Below are 14,870 nucleotides of genomic sequence, written 5' to 3' on the forward strand. Positions count from 1 at the left end.
GGGGTCATGCCCCCGCCGTCCCCCGCCGCTGCCGTCCGCACGGCGACCGACGACATCGCCCTCGCCACGCCCGACCTCCAGCGGCGCGGGCCGCTCGGCCGCCTGGTCGGGCAGCACCCGCGGGCCGCGGACGCGGCGCTCGTCGCCGGCCTCGTCTCGCTCGGGCTCGTCACCGCGGTCCTCGGGCTCGCGACCGTCGAGGGGTCCACCGGGCTCGGCCTCTTCCGGCCCGACGAGCCCGTCGCCCAGGTGGTCGTCACCGCCTGGCTCGTCGGGGCCGTCGTCGGGGCAGCGCTCCTCCTCGCCCGCCGCACCCGGCCCCTGGCGGTCACGGCCGCGCTCACGGCGCTCGCCGTCGTGTCCCTCGCCGCCGCGGGCGTGCTGGGCGTCCTCGGGGTGTGCCTCGCGTGCGCGGTGCACGCCGTGGCGGCCTCCCGCCCGCCGCGCACGGCGTGGCTGACGTGCGCGGCGGTGCTCGCCGTCGTCACGGTGGCGCTGTGGTGGTGGCAGGACATCGGCCTCGCCGAGATCCTGCTCTGGAGCGACCCGGTCGTGACGCCCGACGGCGACCCGGTGCGCGACCTCGCCGAGCCGCCCTTCTCCCCCGGCCGCCGCTCCGCGTCCGTGTCCCTCCTGCTCGCGCTCCTGCTCCTCGGCATGGCCACGGGCTCCGGCGTGCGCGCCCGCCGGCTGCACGCCGAGGACCTGGCGGAGCGCTACCGGGCCATGGCCCGGGACCGGGACCAGAGCGCGGCGCTCGCCCGCGCGGCCGAGCGCGCCCGCATCGCCCGGGAGATGCACGACGTCGTCGCGCACAGCGTCTCGGTGATGGTCGCCCTGTCCGACGGCGCGGGCGCCGCGCTCGACCGTGCACCCGACCGCTCGCGCGAGGCCCTGCGGGAGCTCTCCCGGACGGGGCGCGAGGCGCTGACCGACATGCAGCGCGTCCTCGGCGCGCTCGACCCCGGCGACGAGGAGCCGGAGGCGAACGACGGGCGGCCCGAGCCGACCGGGACGGACCTCGCGGCCGTCGTCGCGCGCTTCCGGGCCGCGGGCGTGCCCGTGACGGCGACCGGCCTCGACGTCCCGCTCCCGGACGACACCCCCCTCCGGCTCGCGGTCGTGCGGGTGGTGCAGGAGTCGCTGACGAACGTGCTGCGGCACGCGCCCGGGACCTCGACGGCCGAGGTCGAGGTCCGGCGCGGCGTGGACGTGGTCGAGGTCGAGGTCCGCGACGCCGGCGGCACCCGTCCCGGCGCGGGCGGCGGGACCGGCCGCGGCATCCTCGGCATGCGCGAGCGCGCGGCCCTGCTCGGCGGCAGCGTCGAGGCGGGACCGCGCCCCGAGGGCGGGTGGGTCGTGCGCGTCGTGCTCCCGTGGGACCGGACGGACGACCGGCGACGGGACCTGCGGGAGAACCGGCGGGAGGGTCCGCCGGAGGACGAGGACGACGGAGGGGCCCCGTGACGACCGTGCTGCTCGTGGACGACCAGGCGCTCCTGCGCATGGGCTTCCGGCTCGTGATCGAGTCGGAGACCGATCTCGAGGTGGTCGGCGAGGCGTCCGACGGCCGGGTCGCGCTGGACTAGGTCGCGGCGCTCTCGCCCGACGTCGTCGTCATGGACGTCCGGATGCCCGGCATGGACGGCATCGAGGCGACCCGGCGCGTCGTCGCGGAGCACCCCGGGACGCGCGTGCTCGTGCTGACCACGTTCGACGTCGACGAGTACGCGTTCGCGGCGCTGCGCTCCGGCGCGAGCGGCTTCCTGCTGAAGAACGCCCGCCCGCACGACCTCGTCGAAGCGATCCGCACCGTGGCGGCGGGGAGCGCGGTGGTCGCGCCCCGGGTGCTGCGCAGGATGCTCGACCTCTTCGCCCCGCACCTGCCCGCCGACGGCCGCCCCACGGACGGCGACGGCCTCGATCCCCGGCTTCGGTCGCTCACGCCGCGCGAGCTCGACGTGCTCCGATACGTGGCGGAGGGGCTCTCCAACGCCGAGATCGCCGAGCGCCTCGTGCTGTCCTTGACGACGGTCAAGACGCACGTGGGCAACCTCCTCGCCAAGCTGGGCGTGCGGGACCGGGTCCAGGCCGTGATCGTCGCGTACGAGAGCGGGCTCGTCCGGTCACGACCCTGACCGGCGCTCCCGGCCGTGGCCGGTGCGCCGCGCTCACCCCCGACGGGTGAGGCCCCGCCCCCGGGTCCGCTGCGACCGTGGTGGGTCCCTCCCGCTACGGGCGCCAGGAGCTGGTGCCCGCGGAGGAGCTCGTGCCGGGCGACGTCGTCCGCCTCGAGGCCGGGAGCACGATCCCGGCGGACGAGCGGCTCCAGCGGATCGTCGGGACGGTCGACCTCGACGGCCGCCGGTGGGGCGTGCGCGCGCTCGTGCTGCGACAGGTCGACCGGCACCGGGGCGCGCCCTATGTCCCGGCCGAGGTCTCGTCCGCCCAGGTCCGAGCGGCGGCTCAGGGCACGACGCCGAGCTCGCGGCCCCGTCGCACGGCGTCGCGGCGCGAGCTCACGCCGAGCTTGCGGTAGACGGACTTGAGGTGCGCCTTCACGGTGTTCACCGAGACGAAGAAGTCCTCGGCGATCTCGACGTTGCTCGCCATCGACGGCAGGACGGCGAGGATCGCCAGCTCCCGCTCGGTGAGGGGCTCGACGAGCGGAGCCGGCTCCGGCGCGCGCTCCGCGGGGTCGAGGTGGGCGCGCAGCCGCGCGGCGAGCGCGTCGCCGCGCGCGGCGACGGCACGCGCGAGGGCCGGACGGAGCTCGCGCACGACGACGGTGAGGAACGGGCGAGCGACCCGCTCGACGGCCGCGAGGTCCAGGGCGCGGGCCAGCGGGACCTCCACGCGGCGGGTGCCGGCCCGGGCCAGGGCCGACGCCTCGACGAGCGCCGCCTCGACCCGGACGACGACGTCGACCTCGCCCTCCCCCGCGTCCATGAGACCCGACACGGCGCGCAGCGCGGCCCCGGTCCGCCCGGTCGCGAGCAGCTCGCGCGCGCCGCACACCGCGACGACGCCGGCCGTGCCCAGCCCTTCCCGCCGGACGCGCACCGGCAGCGCGGGCTGCGTCCCGTCGTCGAGCAGCCGGACGGCGGCCGTCGCCCGGACCCACAGGTCGGCGAGGACCGGGGGCGTCGCGACGGGCCCGAGCGCGCGGTCGGCCGCGACCAGCGCGTGCCGCGCGGCCCCGGCGTGCCCGCGGTCCGCCGCCGCGAGGGCCTGGAGGAGCCGGACGGCCGCCTCGGACGCCGGCTCTCGGCCCCCGGCGTCGGCCGCCAGCGCGTGCGCGAGCTCCCGGTCGAGGGCGTCGTCCGACGCGCGCAGATACAGCACCCACGCCCGGGCCGCGTGCGCCGGGCGCACGTGGGCGTACCCGTCCCACCCCCGGGGCTCGGCCTCCGCGACGACCTCTCGCGCGGCCGAGTCGCCCTCGTCGAGCCGGCCCTCCGCGACCGCGAGGAGGGACGCCGCGGCCCGTGCGCCCAGGACGAACAGCTGGGGAGCCAGCCAGTCGCGACCAGGAGGCGGCGCGAGCGCGGACGAGGCCGTCGCCGGCTCCGGGCCCACCGAGCACCAGGCGAGGCCCGCGGCGCGGTGGGCGCGCGCGAGGCCGCGGTAGGTGTCGAGCGCGGGGAACGGGTAGGGCGCGGCGTCCGCGGTCGCGAGGGCGGCGCCGGCGGCCGTCGCGAGGCGGCGCACGTCCCCCGTCGCGCGCGCGATCGAGGCGTCGAGCAGCTCCAGGAGCACGGCCGCGGCGGGCTGCTCAGCGGGGTCGAGGAGGTCGCGGGCGGTCGCCACGTGCCGGCGGGCGGCGTCGAACCGCTCGTCGACGTACGCCAGCGCGCCTGCGCACAGGTGCAGCCGTGCGTCCACCCCGATCGTCGCGTACGGCACGTGTCGCAGGGTGTCCGCGACGGTCTCACGGTGCGGGCCCGCGAGCTGCGCGGCAGCCCCCTCGACGAAGACCTCACCCACGAGGGGCCAGTCCTCCGCGGCGGCAGCGTGCTCGAGCGCCCGCACCGCGTCGCCGTCCCGCGCGAACCAGCGCGCCGCCGCGCGGTGCGCGTCACGCAGCCGGGCCGGGTCCTCGACCCGGAGCTGGCTCAGGAGCATCTCTCGCAGGAGCGGGTGGTACCGGTACCAGGTGCGATGCTCGCCCGCCGCCATGACGAAGCCGTCGGACGCGGCGAAGGCAGGGAGCAGCCGCTCCGCCGGCGCCCCCGGGTCCAGCGCGGACGCGAGGTCGGGGCACACGGCCGACGTCACGCTCGTGCGCAGGAGGAAGCCGCGCGTCGCCGGGGCCTGGCCGTCGAGGACCTCCGCCAGGAGGAACTCCGCCGCCGAGCGGTCGGCGCGAGCCCGGCTCGCGGCGTCGTCGGCCTCGACCCGGAGGCGGACGCCCACCGCCCAACCGCCCGTCTCGTCGAGGACGCGCCGCGCGTCGTCCGCCGAGAGCGGCTTCCCGTGCACCGCGGCGAGCGTCGTGACGGCCGGGGCGTCGAACGCGAGGTCGGCCGCACCGACCTCGGCGACCTCACCCTGCGCGCGCAGCCGCTGGAGCCGGACCAGCGGGTCGACGCGCGTGAGCACGACGAGGTGGAGGGGCAACGGGTAGCGCAGCAGGTCGTCGACGGTCGCCGCGACGTCGGCGCGCGCCGCGTGGTGGAAGTCGTCCAGCACGAGCACGACCGGCTCGGGCAGCTGCTCGACGGCGGCGAGCACCCGCCGCAGGAGCGCGGGCGAGAGCCGCGGCGGGACGACGAGCGTCTCGAGCGGGTGCCCCGGGGGGACGGCGCCGGCGGCACGCAGCGCGGACAGGACGTCGGCCCAGAACGCGGCGGGCTTGTCGTCGAACGGCTCCAGCGTCAGCCAGGCGACCCGCAGGCCGGTGGCAGCGCGCGCCCACCGTGCCACGGCAGTCGTCTTGCCCCAGCCCGGGCCGGCCGACACGAGCGTCAGACGCCGCGTCACGGCAGAGGTGACGAGGGTCTCGACCGCGGGGCGCGCGACCGTCGTGGCGGGGAGCTCCGGGACCGACGTCCGGGCACCCAGGACCTCGGGGGCGTCGGCGCTGCGCACGACCACCGTCCGCTCGGCACGTGGCTTGACCGAGGCCATGAGTGCAGGCTAGGCCCGGGGTCCCAGGACCGCACGGCGGGAACGTCGGATCGTGCGCGCGTCAGGCCGGCCCCGCGCCGGACGGCGACGCGACGGCGCCCTGGCGGTCGGCGTCGACCGGCGGTCGGGCGAGGATCTCGACGACGACGAGCACGACGCCCGCGACGAGCGCGACACCCACCACGAGGCCCGGTGTCAGGGAACCCGCCAGGAGGAGGACGAGAGCGGCGACGCCGATGACGACGACGCGCACGAAGGCCTTGTGCCGCCCGAGCCAGTCGCCGACCGGGCCGGCGGAGACTCCGCGGCCCTCGCCCCACCCGCGCACCGCGGCGCCCGCGCGGCCCAGCCCCGCACGCAGGCTGCGCGCGGATGCGCTGGACCCGCCGAGGTACGCGGCGAGCGCGACCACGAGGCCGAGCACGCCCACGGTGCGCAGCGTGAGACGGAGGTACCCCACGGCCTGGTCGAACACGACCTCCGCAGCGTCGAGCCGTAGCACCTGCCCCGAGAGCGCTCCGAGGTAGAGCCCGCGCGCCACGGCGAGGCCGACGCCGAGCGCGACCATCGCCCCGGTCAGCGCCAGCCCCGCCACGACGAGCGCGCGCGACCGACGGTTCGCGACGAGGACCCCGGCGGCGAGCAGGGCGATCACCACCCACGGCAGCCACGTCGTGAGCGTCACGATCTGCGCGTACCGGTTCTGGAGCATGACGAGCTCCGCCGACTGGGCGATGGTGAACGTCGCGTCGACCGACGGGATGCGGGCGGCGACGCCCAGGCCGCGGTCGACGAGCCGCTCCTTGAGCAGGTCGATCAGACCGGAGAGCTGGATGCTGAGGCGGCCGTCGTCCACCTGGAGGATGTCGCCGTCCTCGCCGCGCATGACGGCGACGAGCTGCTGGTGCGCCACGCGGTTCGCCTGGAGCCAGGCACCCTCGAACGCGTCGCTCTCGACGAGCCGGGTCGCGGTCTCGTGCACCAGGGACTCGACGCCGCTCTGGAGCGGCGCCTCGAGCGCGGCGAGCGCCTGGGTGGCGCGCGGCGGGACGTCCCGCTCCTCCAGTCCTCCGACGAGGTCGTCGACGAGCGCCCCGACGTCGATGCGGGACATGACGACCTCGGTGAGCCGCCCCGCCACCGCGGACTGCACGACCGGGTCCGCGGCGAGCGGGCCGACCGTCGCGACGTACCGGTCGGTGTCCGTCAGCTCGCGCTGGGCCCACGCCGAGACCGCGCCCAGCGGGGCGAGCAGCGCCCCCAGCGTGATGAGCACGGCGCACGCCACGGCCCGCAGCCGGCGCCGGGGACGGCGGACGGCGGACGGCGGAGCCGTACTCGCCCCCGTCCCCGTCCCCGCCCCGCCGCCGACCGCCGTCGGCCGTTCCTCGAGCCAACGCCGCAGCTCCGCGTTCTCGCGCTCGAGCGCGGCGAGCCGTGCCGCCACGTCGTCGGTCTCGGCACCGGTCCCGGCTCTGGTCGCGGGCTCGCTCTCGTCGGCCATCACGGGTTCCTCAGGCGAGCGCCCGCGCCTTGAGCCGGGCGAACTCGTCGGCGTCGATGGTCCCGGCGTCGTAGAGCGCCTTCGCGTCCGCGATCTCGCTCGCCGGCGAACGTCCGGTGCTCGCGGTCGCCCGGACGTAGTCGTCCATGACCTGGCGCCGTGCGCGGTCCTCCTCGGCGTGGCGCTCGGCCATGCCGCGCCCGCGGGCGATGACGTAGACCAGCGCCGAGAGGTAGGGGACGAAGATCAGCGCGATGATCCACAGCGCCTTCCACCAGCCGCTGAGCGCCTTGTCGCGGAACAGGTCGGCGACGATCTGGAACAGCACGACGAGGTACGCGATGAAGAAGAACCACCACACCATGAGCCAGAACCAGTCCCAGAAGCCGTCCATCGAGCACCCCTCCTGTCGGGTCACGGACGTCCCGTGACGGTCCCACTGTGGGTCGTCCGCCCGTCCGCGTGCTCACCCGCCGGGGGTAGTCGCCGTCGCACCGCCCCGGGGCACCCGCGCCGGGTGATCCGCGCCTCGCGGCGCGCCCGCATCCTGGTCCGACGTGGGCGATCCGGGAGAGGCGCATGGACGGCACGACGATGGTCGAGGTGACGGTGCTGGGACCCGTGGCGCTCCCCGCGGCCGACCTGGCCGAGCTCGGCGTCCACCGGACGGCGGAGTGCACGCTGCTCGAGGCGACCGTGCGCGACCAGGCCGCGCTGTACGGGTTGCTCCAGCGACTCGCCGCGCTCGGCCTCGACCTGCTCGAGCTGCGCACCGCGGCGCCGGGGCAGCGGGCCGACGTCGAGGTCGTCGTCCGCGGCCCCGTGGGCGCGCTGGTGCAGGAGATGCTGCGCGACGTCGGCCGCGCCCTCCCGGGGTCGCCCACGTCCTACCGGCTCCGGGACGCGGACCTCGCCCGGCTGCTCGCCGTCGCCTCCGGCCTGCGCGAGCCCGCGTCCGGCGACGATCCGCAGGCCGCCGCTCCCCCGGGCTCCCCCGCCGCCTCGGAGCCGCTCCCGGCCGACGCGATGGACGTGCGCATCGCGCAGCTGCGCGAGCTCGCCGCGCTGCGCGACCAGGGGGTCCTCACGGACGCGGAGCTCGCGACGCAGAAGGCGCGCATCCTCGGGCAGTAGCCGGCGTCCATGGAGGCCCGTGCGGCCCGGACGCGCCGCCCGCGCGTGTCTCTTGACACTCGGAAAGCGCCTTCCCTACGCTGCGAGGGTCGCGCACACGGACGTGCAGCTCGAGCCGGACGGGAGAGCAGGACACGGCGGCCGAGGGCTGCCACCGACCGTGCGCGCGGCCCGTGCGGACCCCGGCGCAACGACGCGGCCGAGGAGAACCGGCGGAGTGCAGGAACCCGACCCGGCGACGGACGGCCGGCGGGTCGGAGACATGACAGCGCTCACCGTTGTCGTGCCGGCACCACCCGACGAAACGGAGCAGACGATGACGTCTACGCATTCGAGCCGACGAGGGAGAGCGGCCATCGCCCTCTCCCTCGCGGCCGTCCTGGGGGGCACCCTCCTCGGACCACCGGCGGCCGCGGAGGAGGCCGCGGACGAGTTCAGCGAGATCCTCAGCTTCGAGGCCTACCAGCGCACCGCCCTGAACGGTCAGGACGGCTGGTCCGCCTCGTCCGCGGCGCGGGTCATCGCCGACCCGCTCAACGGCAACAACCAGGTCCTCGAGATGGTCGGGGGCACGCAGCGCGCCCACCGTGCCGTCCCCGGGATCGCCGACGGCACGACCGGGACCGTGTTCTTCCGCTTCATGCGGACGGGGAGCGTCGACACGTCGTTCGGCATCACCGACCTCGACGCGCCGTCCGACTACGCGCACAGCCGCGCGTACGTGAACAACCAGAACAACGACGTCATGCTCGTGCGCGACGGCGGCGCCTTCAAGCCCGCGGGCGTCTGGTCGCGCGACACGTGGCAGTGCGTCTGGATCGTCGCCGACAACGCGACGGACAAGGTCAGCGTCTACAGCCAGGGCGGACCCTACGAGGAGATCACCCGGCTGCCCGAGGGCACGGAGCAGCAGTTCGGCTTCCGCCAGGGCGTGACGTCGGCGCTCGACCGGTTCTTCTGGATCAACGGCGCCAGCAGCGCCGGGCGCCTCATGCTCGACGACGTCGCGGTCGACACGGCCGGGCAGAACCTCGCGATCCCCACGGGCAACCCGGCCGACTGCGCCGCGGGCGGCACGACGCCGAACGAGCCGCTGCTCAACCCCCTGCCCGACCCGACGCCGTCGACGCTCGGGATCGAGGTCACGGAGCTCGCCCAGCTCCCCGAGTCGCAGACGACCCCGGCCACCCAGGACCAGCGCCTCGTCCGGCACAACCGCATCACGCACCTCGACGAGATCCCGGACGGCTCGGGCCGCCTCATGGTGCCCGACAACAACGCGGTCCTCTACACGGTCGACAAGGACACCGGCGCGTACGTGCCGTACCTGGACGTGCGCCAGCAGTTCCTCGACAACTTCCACAACAGCGCGGGCCTCGGCACCGGCCTCGGCTCCGCCGAGTTCCACCCCGACTTCGCCGAGAACGGCCTGTTCTACACGGTGCACACCGAGGGCGGCACGGCGCTGACGCAGGACACCCCGGACTACCCGGCGTACGGCAACACGCAGTTCCACAGCGTCGTCACGGAGTGGAAGGCGACCGACCCGTCCGCACCGGTCTTCGCGGGCACGAGCCGCGAGGTCCTGCGCGTGCCGTTCGCCGGCCGCGTGCACACGGTGCAGCAGATCGCGTTCAACCCCACGGTGACCGAGGGCGACGCCGACTACGGGAACCTCTACGTCCTCGTGGGCGACGGCGGCAACGGCGTCGGCAACGGCAACCCGCAGAACCTCGCGACGCCGCAGGGCAAGGTCTTCCGCATCGACCCGCTGGGCACGAACGCCGCCAACGGGCGGTACGGCATCCCCGCCGACAACCCGTTCGTCGGCACGCCGGGCGCGCTGCCGGAGATCTACGCGGTCGGCCTGCGCGACCCGCACCGCATCAGCTGGGACCCCGAGGGCGACCACACGATGTACCTGGGGCACATCGGCGAGTGGCAGGTCGAGTCGGTCTATGCCGTCGAGCCGGGCGACAACTTCGGCTGGTCCGTGCGCGAGGGGTCGTTCCTCGCCGACAACCGCCAGATCTACCCGCTGCCCGCGAACGACGCGGAGAACGGGTTCACCTACCCCGTGGCCGCGTACGACCACAACCGCGACCCCGGCCAGACCGGCGACGCGGGCGTCGCGCTCAACGGCGGGTTCGTGTACCGCGGCGACATCCCCGAGCTGCGCGGGCGCTACCTCTTCACCGACCTCGTGCGCGGCTGGGTGCTCGCCACCGAGCAGGACGAGATGGTGCGCAACGACGGCGACCCCGCGGACCTGGCCGAGATCGAGCACCTGCGGGTGTTCGCCGACGGGGAGGAGACCACGTTCCAGGAGCTCGTCGGCGACCAGCGCGTCGACCTGCGCTTCGGGTCCGACGCCGACGGCGAGCTGTACCTCATCTCGAAGGCCAACGGGAAGATCTGGCAGGTCACCGGCGCGCGGCGCGTCGGGGCGTCCTCACCCGTCGTGCTCCCCGAGCTCGCCGGGAACGTCGCGGCGCACTACGACTTCGACCACCCGGTCGCGGGCGCGACGACGTGGGAGGCCGATCAGGGCTGGTCCGGCACGAACATCCAGCTCGTCAACGGCGGCGTCGAGATGCGCGTGGCCGACCGTGCCTACCCCGGCGCGGGCGAGGCGCTGCAGACGCAGCAGATGAGCCCGCTCACGGCGTCGAACGACGACTGGAAGGCCGGCGTCTACGACCCCGCGGGCGTGGACTCGCTCGGCGCCTTCGCGGGCGCGGACGAGATCTCGGTCATGGGCTGGTTCAAGCCGACCGGCGAGCACCCGGCCCCCAACTCGGGCACCGCGAACCCCGACGACCGCTACAACGCGATCGGGCTCGCGGGCGTCCTCACCGGGACCTCGGACGGCCACGCGGTGCGCGCGCTGCTCGAGGTCATCACGGTCGGGAACGAGCTCAAGCTCGTCGCGCTCGGCCGCCGGGTCGACGGCGCCGGGTCCTGGACGTTCGCCGCCGACCTGCCGTGGGACCAGATCCTCGAGCGCAACCGCTGGGTCCACCTCGCCGCGACGTTCGACTTCGCGGGCGGCGAGATGAAGCTCTACATGAACGGCGAGGAGCTCGAGGGCCGGTACACGGCCTCGAACCCGTGGGGCGCCGGGGCCACGTCCCCGACCGACCCGGCCGGGCTCAAGATCGGCGGCAGCTTCCCGCAGGACACGCGGGAGGCCAACCCGTTCCACGGCCGCATGGACGACCTCATGTTCCTCGACGTCGTCCCCACGCCGGAGCAGGTCGCGGCGCAGTACGCCCGGTTCGGCGCCCAGCCGGTCGAGCCCCCGACGCCGCCGTCGTGCGCGCCGGCGGGCGAGCCGATCACGGACGTCATGGCCGGTGAGAGCTGGGCGCCGCGCACGCCGTCGAAGTGGCAGTTCCCGGGCGACCGGATCGTGCTCGCGCAGGCCGGCACCGACCCGGCGGACGGCATCCGCCGCCCGTTCGAGTACGCCGTCCTCACCGAGGGTCCCGAGCTCGGCTCGTTCGCGCTCGACGCCGAGGTCAAGCTCGACGCCCCGGCATCGGTGAACAACCGGGACGTGATCGTGGTGTTCGGCTGGCAGTCGGACACGGAGTACTACTACGCCCATCTCTCGCAGGACAACACGATCTACGCCCACAACGGCATCTTCAAGGTCGACGGCAAGGACCGGGAGCGGATCGACGACCAGTGGGACGGTGCCGTCGGCGCTCCCCCGGCGGTCACCGACGAGGAGTGGCACGACGTGCGCGTCGTGCGCTGCGCGGACAGCGGCGACATCGCCGTGTACCTCGACGGCCTCGACACCCCGCTCCTCACGGCGAACGACACGACGTTCACCGCGGGACGCGTCGGCTTCGGCTCGTTCGACAACACCGGCAGCCTGCGCGACCTCGTGGTCACGCCGGCCGAGGAGCCGGCCCGGGTCGAGCTCGACGTGGCCGTCTCGCCGCGCTGCCTCGCCGGCAAGGCGTACCTCGCCGTCGCGGCGACGAACGCGTCCGACGTGCCGGCCGACGTGACCCTCACGACCGCTTTCGGGTCGCGCACGGTCGCGGACGTCCAGCCCGGCAAGGCCGCCTACCAGTCGTTCGCGACGCGCACGACGTCGGTCGAGGCCGGTGAGGTCAAGGTCTCCGCGACCGCGACGGTCGACGGCGAGGAGGTGACGAGCGAGGTCGTGGTCGAGCACGACGCGCACACGTGCGGGTGACCTCCCGCGCGTGAGCGCCAGCTCCTGACCGCGTGAGCCGCCCCGGCCCCGCGACGGCTGCGTCCGACCAGCCGGCGGGACCGGGGCGGCTCGCGCGTCCCGGTCCCGCCGTGGTGCGGGAGCGACGGAGCGAGACCGGGATCACGCGGCGGCGAGGACCGCCGCACCCCGCCGGAGGGCGAGCACGACCGCGCCCGCGACGAAGTAGTCCTCGTCGAGCTCCCGCCGCGCCTCCCGGACCGCCCTGCGCAGGTCCTCCGTACGAGCGGCGAGGGCGCGCAGCCCCTCCTCGTCGGCGGGCTCGGTGCCGACGGAGCGCAGGGCGGCCGCGTAGGCGCCGAGCGCACGGGCCGCGAGCGGGCGCAGGCGGGCTCCCAGCGCGAGGTCGTCGCGCCCCTCGCGCTCCCACTCGACGAGGAGCCGGACGAGCGACCCCACGACGTCCGCCGACACCTCCAGCTCCCGCGCGCGCCGCACCTGGGAGACCGCCCAGTCCCGGTGCCGGCGCAGGCGGATGTTCGCCCGCGCGGCCTCACGCGTGCGAGAGACGGCGTCACGCGCACGTGCGAGCGTCGGCTCCACCTCGTGGCGGCGCTCCTCCCACTCCTCCGCGGACGGCGGCCGCTCCCCGTCGAGCCCGTCCGCGAGCGCCTCGACCTGGTCGACGAGCGTGTCGCGCAGCCCGTCGAGCGCCTCCTCGGTCGGCGTGAGCGGCAGCGGCGGGACCAGGAGGTTGATCCCGACGCCGATGGCCGCGCCCACGACGACGAGCCCGGCGTACGCGCCGACGAACTCGACCTTGGCCGCGTTGCCGATGATGAGGACGAACAGCGCGGACGTCACCGCCCACGTGCCCATCTCGCCGAAGCGACGCCACCCCGAGCACAGGAGCGCGAGCCCGACGACGAGCGCGACGGACAGCGCGCTCGGGAAGAGGACGAGGTCGACGCCGCGGGCGATGGCCGCGCCGACGAGGATCGCGAGGATCGCCTGGGTGGACTCGCGGACCGAGCGGGCGAGCGTGCTCGTCGTCGCGACGACGGCGCCCAGCGGCGCGTAGTAGGGGTAGTCGGAGAAGGGCTCGGGCGCGAGCACGCCCACGAACCACGCGACGGCGGCGGCGACCGCTCCCTTGATCGCGAGCGACCACCGCGGGTGGCGCACCCACTGCCGCTGCGCGGCCGCCACGGCACGACGCGCGCGCGCCCCGGCCTCGGCCGCCCGCCCGCCGCGACGGCTCCCGCCCGCGGTCCCGTCCTCGCTCACCACGGGAACGAGGGTGCCGCGCACCACCGGTGCCCGCACGCCCACGGAGGACGCTCGACGCCTCCCGATGCTCCCGAGGCGTCCGGCTCCGCCGCGTCCGGTGCGCCGGAGAACCGGCTCGGCGTGTGAGCGGGCAGGGCCGGTGCTTCACTGGCGGCGTCGGTGCAGCCAGCCGCCGACGCCGTCGAGCACCACGGTGGCGTCGAGCACCCTGTCGCCCGCCCGTGGCCCCACGAGGTGGCACTTCGCCGAGGGGTAGCGACGACGGTGGGCAAGGGCCGAGCCCGAGGTACGCACCACCCCCACGGAAGGACGGCAGCACCATGCGAGCACTGACCTGGCAGGGACGCGAGAAGGTGAGCGTCGAGGACGTGCCCGATCCTCGGATCGAGCAGCCCACGGACGCGGTCGTGCGCGTCACGTCGACCGCGATCTGCGGCTCCGACCTGCACCTGTACGGGGTGCTCGGGATGTTCCTCGACGCGGGCGACGTCCTGGGCCACGAGGCGATGGGCGTCGTCGAGGAGGTGGGGCCGGAGGCCGGGAACCTCCGGGTCGGCGACCGCGTCGTCATCCCGTTCAACATCGCGTGCGGGCACTGCTGGATGTGCGAGCGCGGCCTCCAGACGCAGTGCGAGACGACGCAGGTCCGCTCTCAGGACAAGGGCGCCGCGCTCTTCGGGTACACCAAGCTCTACGGCCAGGTCCCCGGCGGCCAGGCCCAGTACCTGCGCGTGCCGCAGGCCCAGTACGGGCCCGTCGTCGTGCCCGACGACGGCTCCCCGGACGAGCGCTACCTCTACCTGTCGGACGTCCTGCCCACCGCGTGGCAGGCCGTCGAGTACGCCGACGTCCCGCCCGGCGGCACGGTCGTGGTCCTCGGCCTCGGTCCCATCGGGCAGATGTCCGCCCGGATCGCGCTCCACCGCGGGGCGTCCCGCGTCGTGGGCGTCGACCTCGTGCCGGAGCGGCGCGCGATGGCCGAGCGGCACGGCGTCGAGACCCTCGACCCGTCCGCCGTCGACGACCTCGCCTCGGCGGTGCGCGACCTCACGTCCGGCCGCGGCGCCGACTCCGTCATCGACGCGGTCGGCATGGAGGCCCACGGCTCCCCTCTCGCCGAGGCCACGCAGAAGGTCGTCGGCGTCCTGCCCGACGCGATCGCAGCGCCGCTCACCGAGCGCGCGGCGACCGACCGCCTCGCGGCCCTCTACACCGCGTTCGACCTCGTGCGCCGCGGCGGGACGGTGTCCATCTCGGGCGTCTACGGCGGCGCCAAGGACCCCCTGCCGATGATGCAGCTCTTCGACAAGCAGGTGACGCTGCGCATGGGCCAGGCGAACGTGCGACGGTGGACCGACGACGTCCTCCCTCTCGCCGCCGACGTCTCCGACCCGCTCGGCGTCCTGGACCTGCGCACGCACCGGCTCCCGCTCGAGTCCGCACCGGACGCGTACCGCACGTTCCAGCGCAAGGAGGACGGCTGCATCAAGGTCGTGCTCGACCCGTGGGCCTGACCACCATCGACGCGGTCGTCGTCGGCGCGGGCAGCGGGGTGCTCGGGTGGCTGCTCGCCATGCTGGGACAGGACGTGGGCTTCCCCGTCCCGACCGGGGGCGCCGG

At 75.4% G+C, this 14,870-nt stretch carries 9 protein-coding genes and 1 pseudogene; 6 read left to right on the forward strand and 4 right to left on the reverse strand.

The window, feature by feature from the left end; all coding sequences use genetic code 11:
- Positions 1-6: 6 nt before the first annotated feature.
- The 3 genes and pseudogenes from CCE02nite_RS02245 to CCE02nite_RS02255 all read left to right on the forward strand — a co-directional run bounded on the left by CCE02nite_RS02245 (position 7) and on the right by CCE02nite_RS02255 (position 2,539).
- Positions 7-1,467, forward strand: coding sequence for a sensor histidine kinase (locus tag CCE02nite_RS02245; RefSeq protein ID WP_170227187.1), 1,461 nt, complete (start codon positions 7-9; stop codon positions 1,465-1,467).
- Positions 1,464-2,138, forward strand: a pseudogene (locus CCE02nite_RS02250) (response regulator). Before CCE02nite_RS02245 ends, CCE02nite_RS02250 begins: the two are co-directional and overlap by 4 nt.
- A 77-nt stretch (positions 2,139-2,215) precedes the next feature.
- On the forward strand, positions 2,216-2,539 hold the full coding sequence (locus CCE02nite_RS02255; RefSeq protein WP_141387786.1) for a P-type ATPase actuator domain-containing protein: 324 nt from the start codon (positions 2,216-2,218) through the stop codon (positions 2,537-2,539).
- Here CCE02nite_RS02255 and CCE02nite_RS02260 read toward each other — a convergent pair.
- The 3 genes from CCE02nite_RS02260 to CCE02nite_RS02275 all read right to left on the reverse strand — a co-directional run bounded on the left by CCE02nite_RS02260 (position 2,467) and on the right by CCE02nite_RS02275 (position 7,028).
- Complete coding sequence (locus CCE02nite_RS02260; RefSeq protein WP_141387788.1) at positions 2,467-5,130, reverse strand: winged helix-turn-helix domain-containing protein; 2,664 nt, start codon at positions 5,128-5,130, stop codon at positions 2,467-2,469. The two genes, CCE02nite_RS02255 and CCE02nite_RS02260, sit on opposite strands and share 73 nt — an antisense overlap.
- A gap of 61 nt (positions 5,131-5,191) precedes the next feature.
- Positions 5,192-6,634, reverse strand: a complete 1,443-nt coding sequence (locus CCE02nite_RS02265) for a hypothetical protein (RefSeq protein WP_170227188.1) — start codon at positions 6,632-6,634, stop codon at positions 5,192-5,194.
- Between the two features lie 10 nt (positions 6,635-6,644).
- On the reverse strand, positions 6,645-7,028 hold the full coding sequence (locus CCE02nite_RS02275; protein ID WP_141387988.1) for an SHOCT domain-containing protein: 384 nt from the start codon (positions 7,026-7,028) through the stop codon (positions 6,645-6,647).
- 185 nt (positions 7,029-7,213) lie between these two features.
- On the opposite strand from CCE02nite_RS02275, the gene CCE02nite_RS20865 reads away from it, so the two are divergent.
- Both CCE02nite_RS20865 and CCE02nite_RS02285 read left to right on the forward strand, forming a co-directional pair.
- Entirely contained in the window at positions 7,214-7,768 is a 555-nt protein-coding gene (locus CCE02nite_RS20865; protein WP_255318581.1) for an SHOCT domain-containing protein, read from the forward strand.
- 316 nt (positions 7,769-8,084) lie between these two features.
- Positions 8,085-11,981 (forward strand): PQQ-dependent sugar dehydrogenase, encoded by a 3,897-nt coding sequence (locus tag CCE02nite_RS02285; RefSeq protein WP_255318582.1) that lies wholly within the window; start codon positions 8,085-8,087, stop codon positions 11,979-11,981.
- A gap of 141 nt (positions 11,982-12,122) precedes the next feature.
- Here the strand turns inward: CCE02nite_RS02285 and CCE02nite_RS02290 are convergent, their stop codons facing one another.
- Positions 12,123-13,250: an FUSC family protein gene (locus CCE02nite_RS02290; protein WP_141387794.1), complete on the reverse strand. Its 1,128-nt coding sequence runs from the start codon at positions 13,248-13,250 to the stop codon at positions 12,123-12,125.
- Positions 13,251-13,570: 320 nt separating this feature from the next.
- On the opposite strand from CCE02nite_RS02290, the gene CCE02nite_RS02295 reads away from it, so the two are divergent.
- Positions 13,571-14,764 carry a zinc-dependent alcohol dehydrogenase gene (locus CCE02nite_RS02295; RefSeq protein ID WP_141387796.1) on the forward strand — a complete coding sequence of 398 codons (1,194 nt, stop codon included), beginning with the start codon at positions 13,571-13,573 and terminating at the stop codon, positions 14,762-14,764.
- Positions 14,765-14,870 lie beyond the last annotated feature (106 nt).

Origin of the sequence: Cellulosimicrobium cellulans (assembly GCF_006539945.1) — a bacterium.
GTDB lineage: Bacteria > Actinomycetota > Actinomycetes > Actinomycetales > Cellulomonadaceae > Cellulosimicrobium > Cellulosimicrobium cellulans.

Excerpts from the sequence above, each read along its gene's own strand:
- CCE02nite_RS02245 (WP_170227187.1), top strand. The coding sequence starts at position 7 with ATGCCCCCGCCGTCCCCCGCCGCTGCCGTCCGCACGGCGACCGACGAC.
- CCE02nite_RS02260 (WP_141387788.1), bottom strand. The coding sequence starts at position 5,130 with ATGGCCTCGGTCAAGCCACGTGCCGAGCGGACGGTGGTCGTGCGCAGC.
- CCE02nite_RS02265 (WP_170227188.1), bottom strand. The coding sequence starts at position 6,634 with ATGGCCGACGAGAGCGAGCCCGCGACCAGAGCCGGGACCGGTGCCGAG.
- CCE02nite_RS02275 (WP_141387988.1), bottom strand. The coding sequence starts at position 7,028 with ATGGACGGCTTCTGGGACTGGTTCTGGCTCATGGTGTGGTGGTTCTTC.
- CCE02nite_RS20865 (WP_255318581.1), top strand. The coding sequence starts at position 7,214 with ATGGACGGCACGACGATGGTCGAGGTGACGGTGCTGGGACCCGTGGCG.
- CCE02nite_RS02285 (WP_255318582.1), top strand. The coding sequence starts at position 8,085 with ATGACGTCTACGCATTCGAGCCGACGAGGGAGAGCGGCCATCGCCCTC.
- CCE02nite_RS02295 (WP_141387796.1), top strand. The coding sequence starts at position 13,571 with ATGCGAGCACTGACCTGGCAGGGACGCGAGAAGGTGAGCGTCGAGGAC.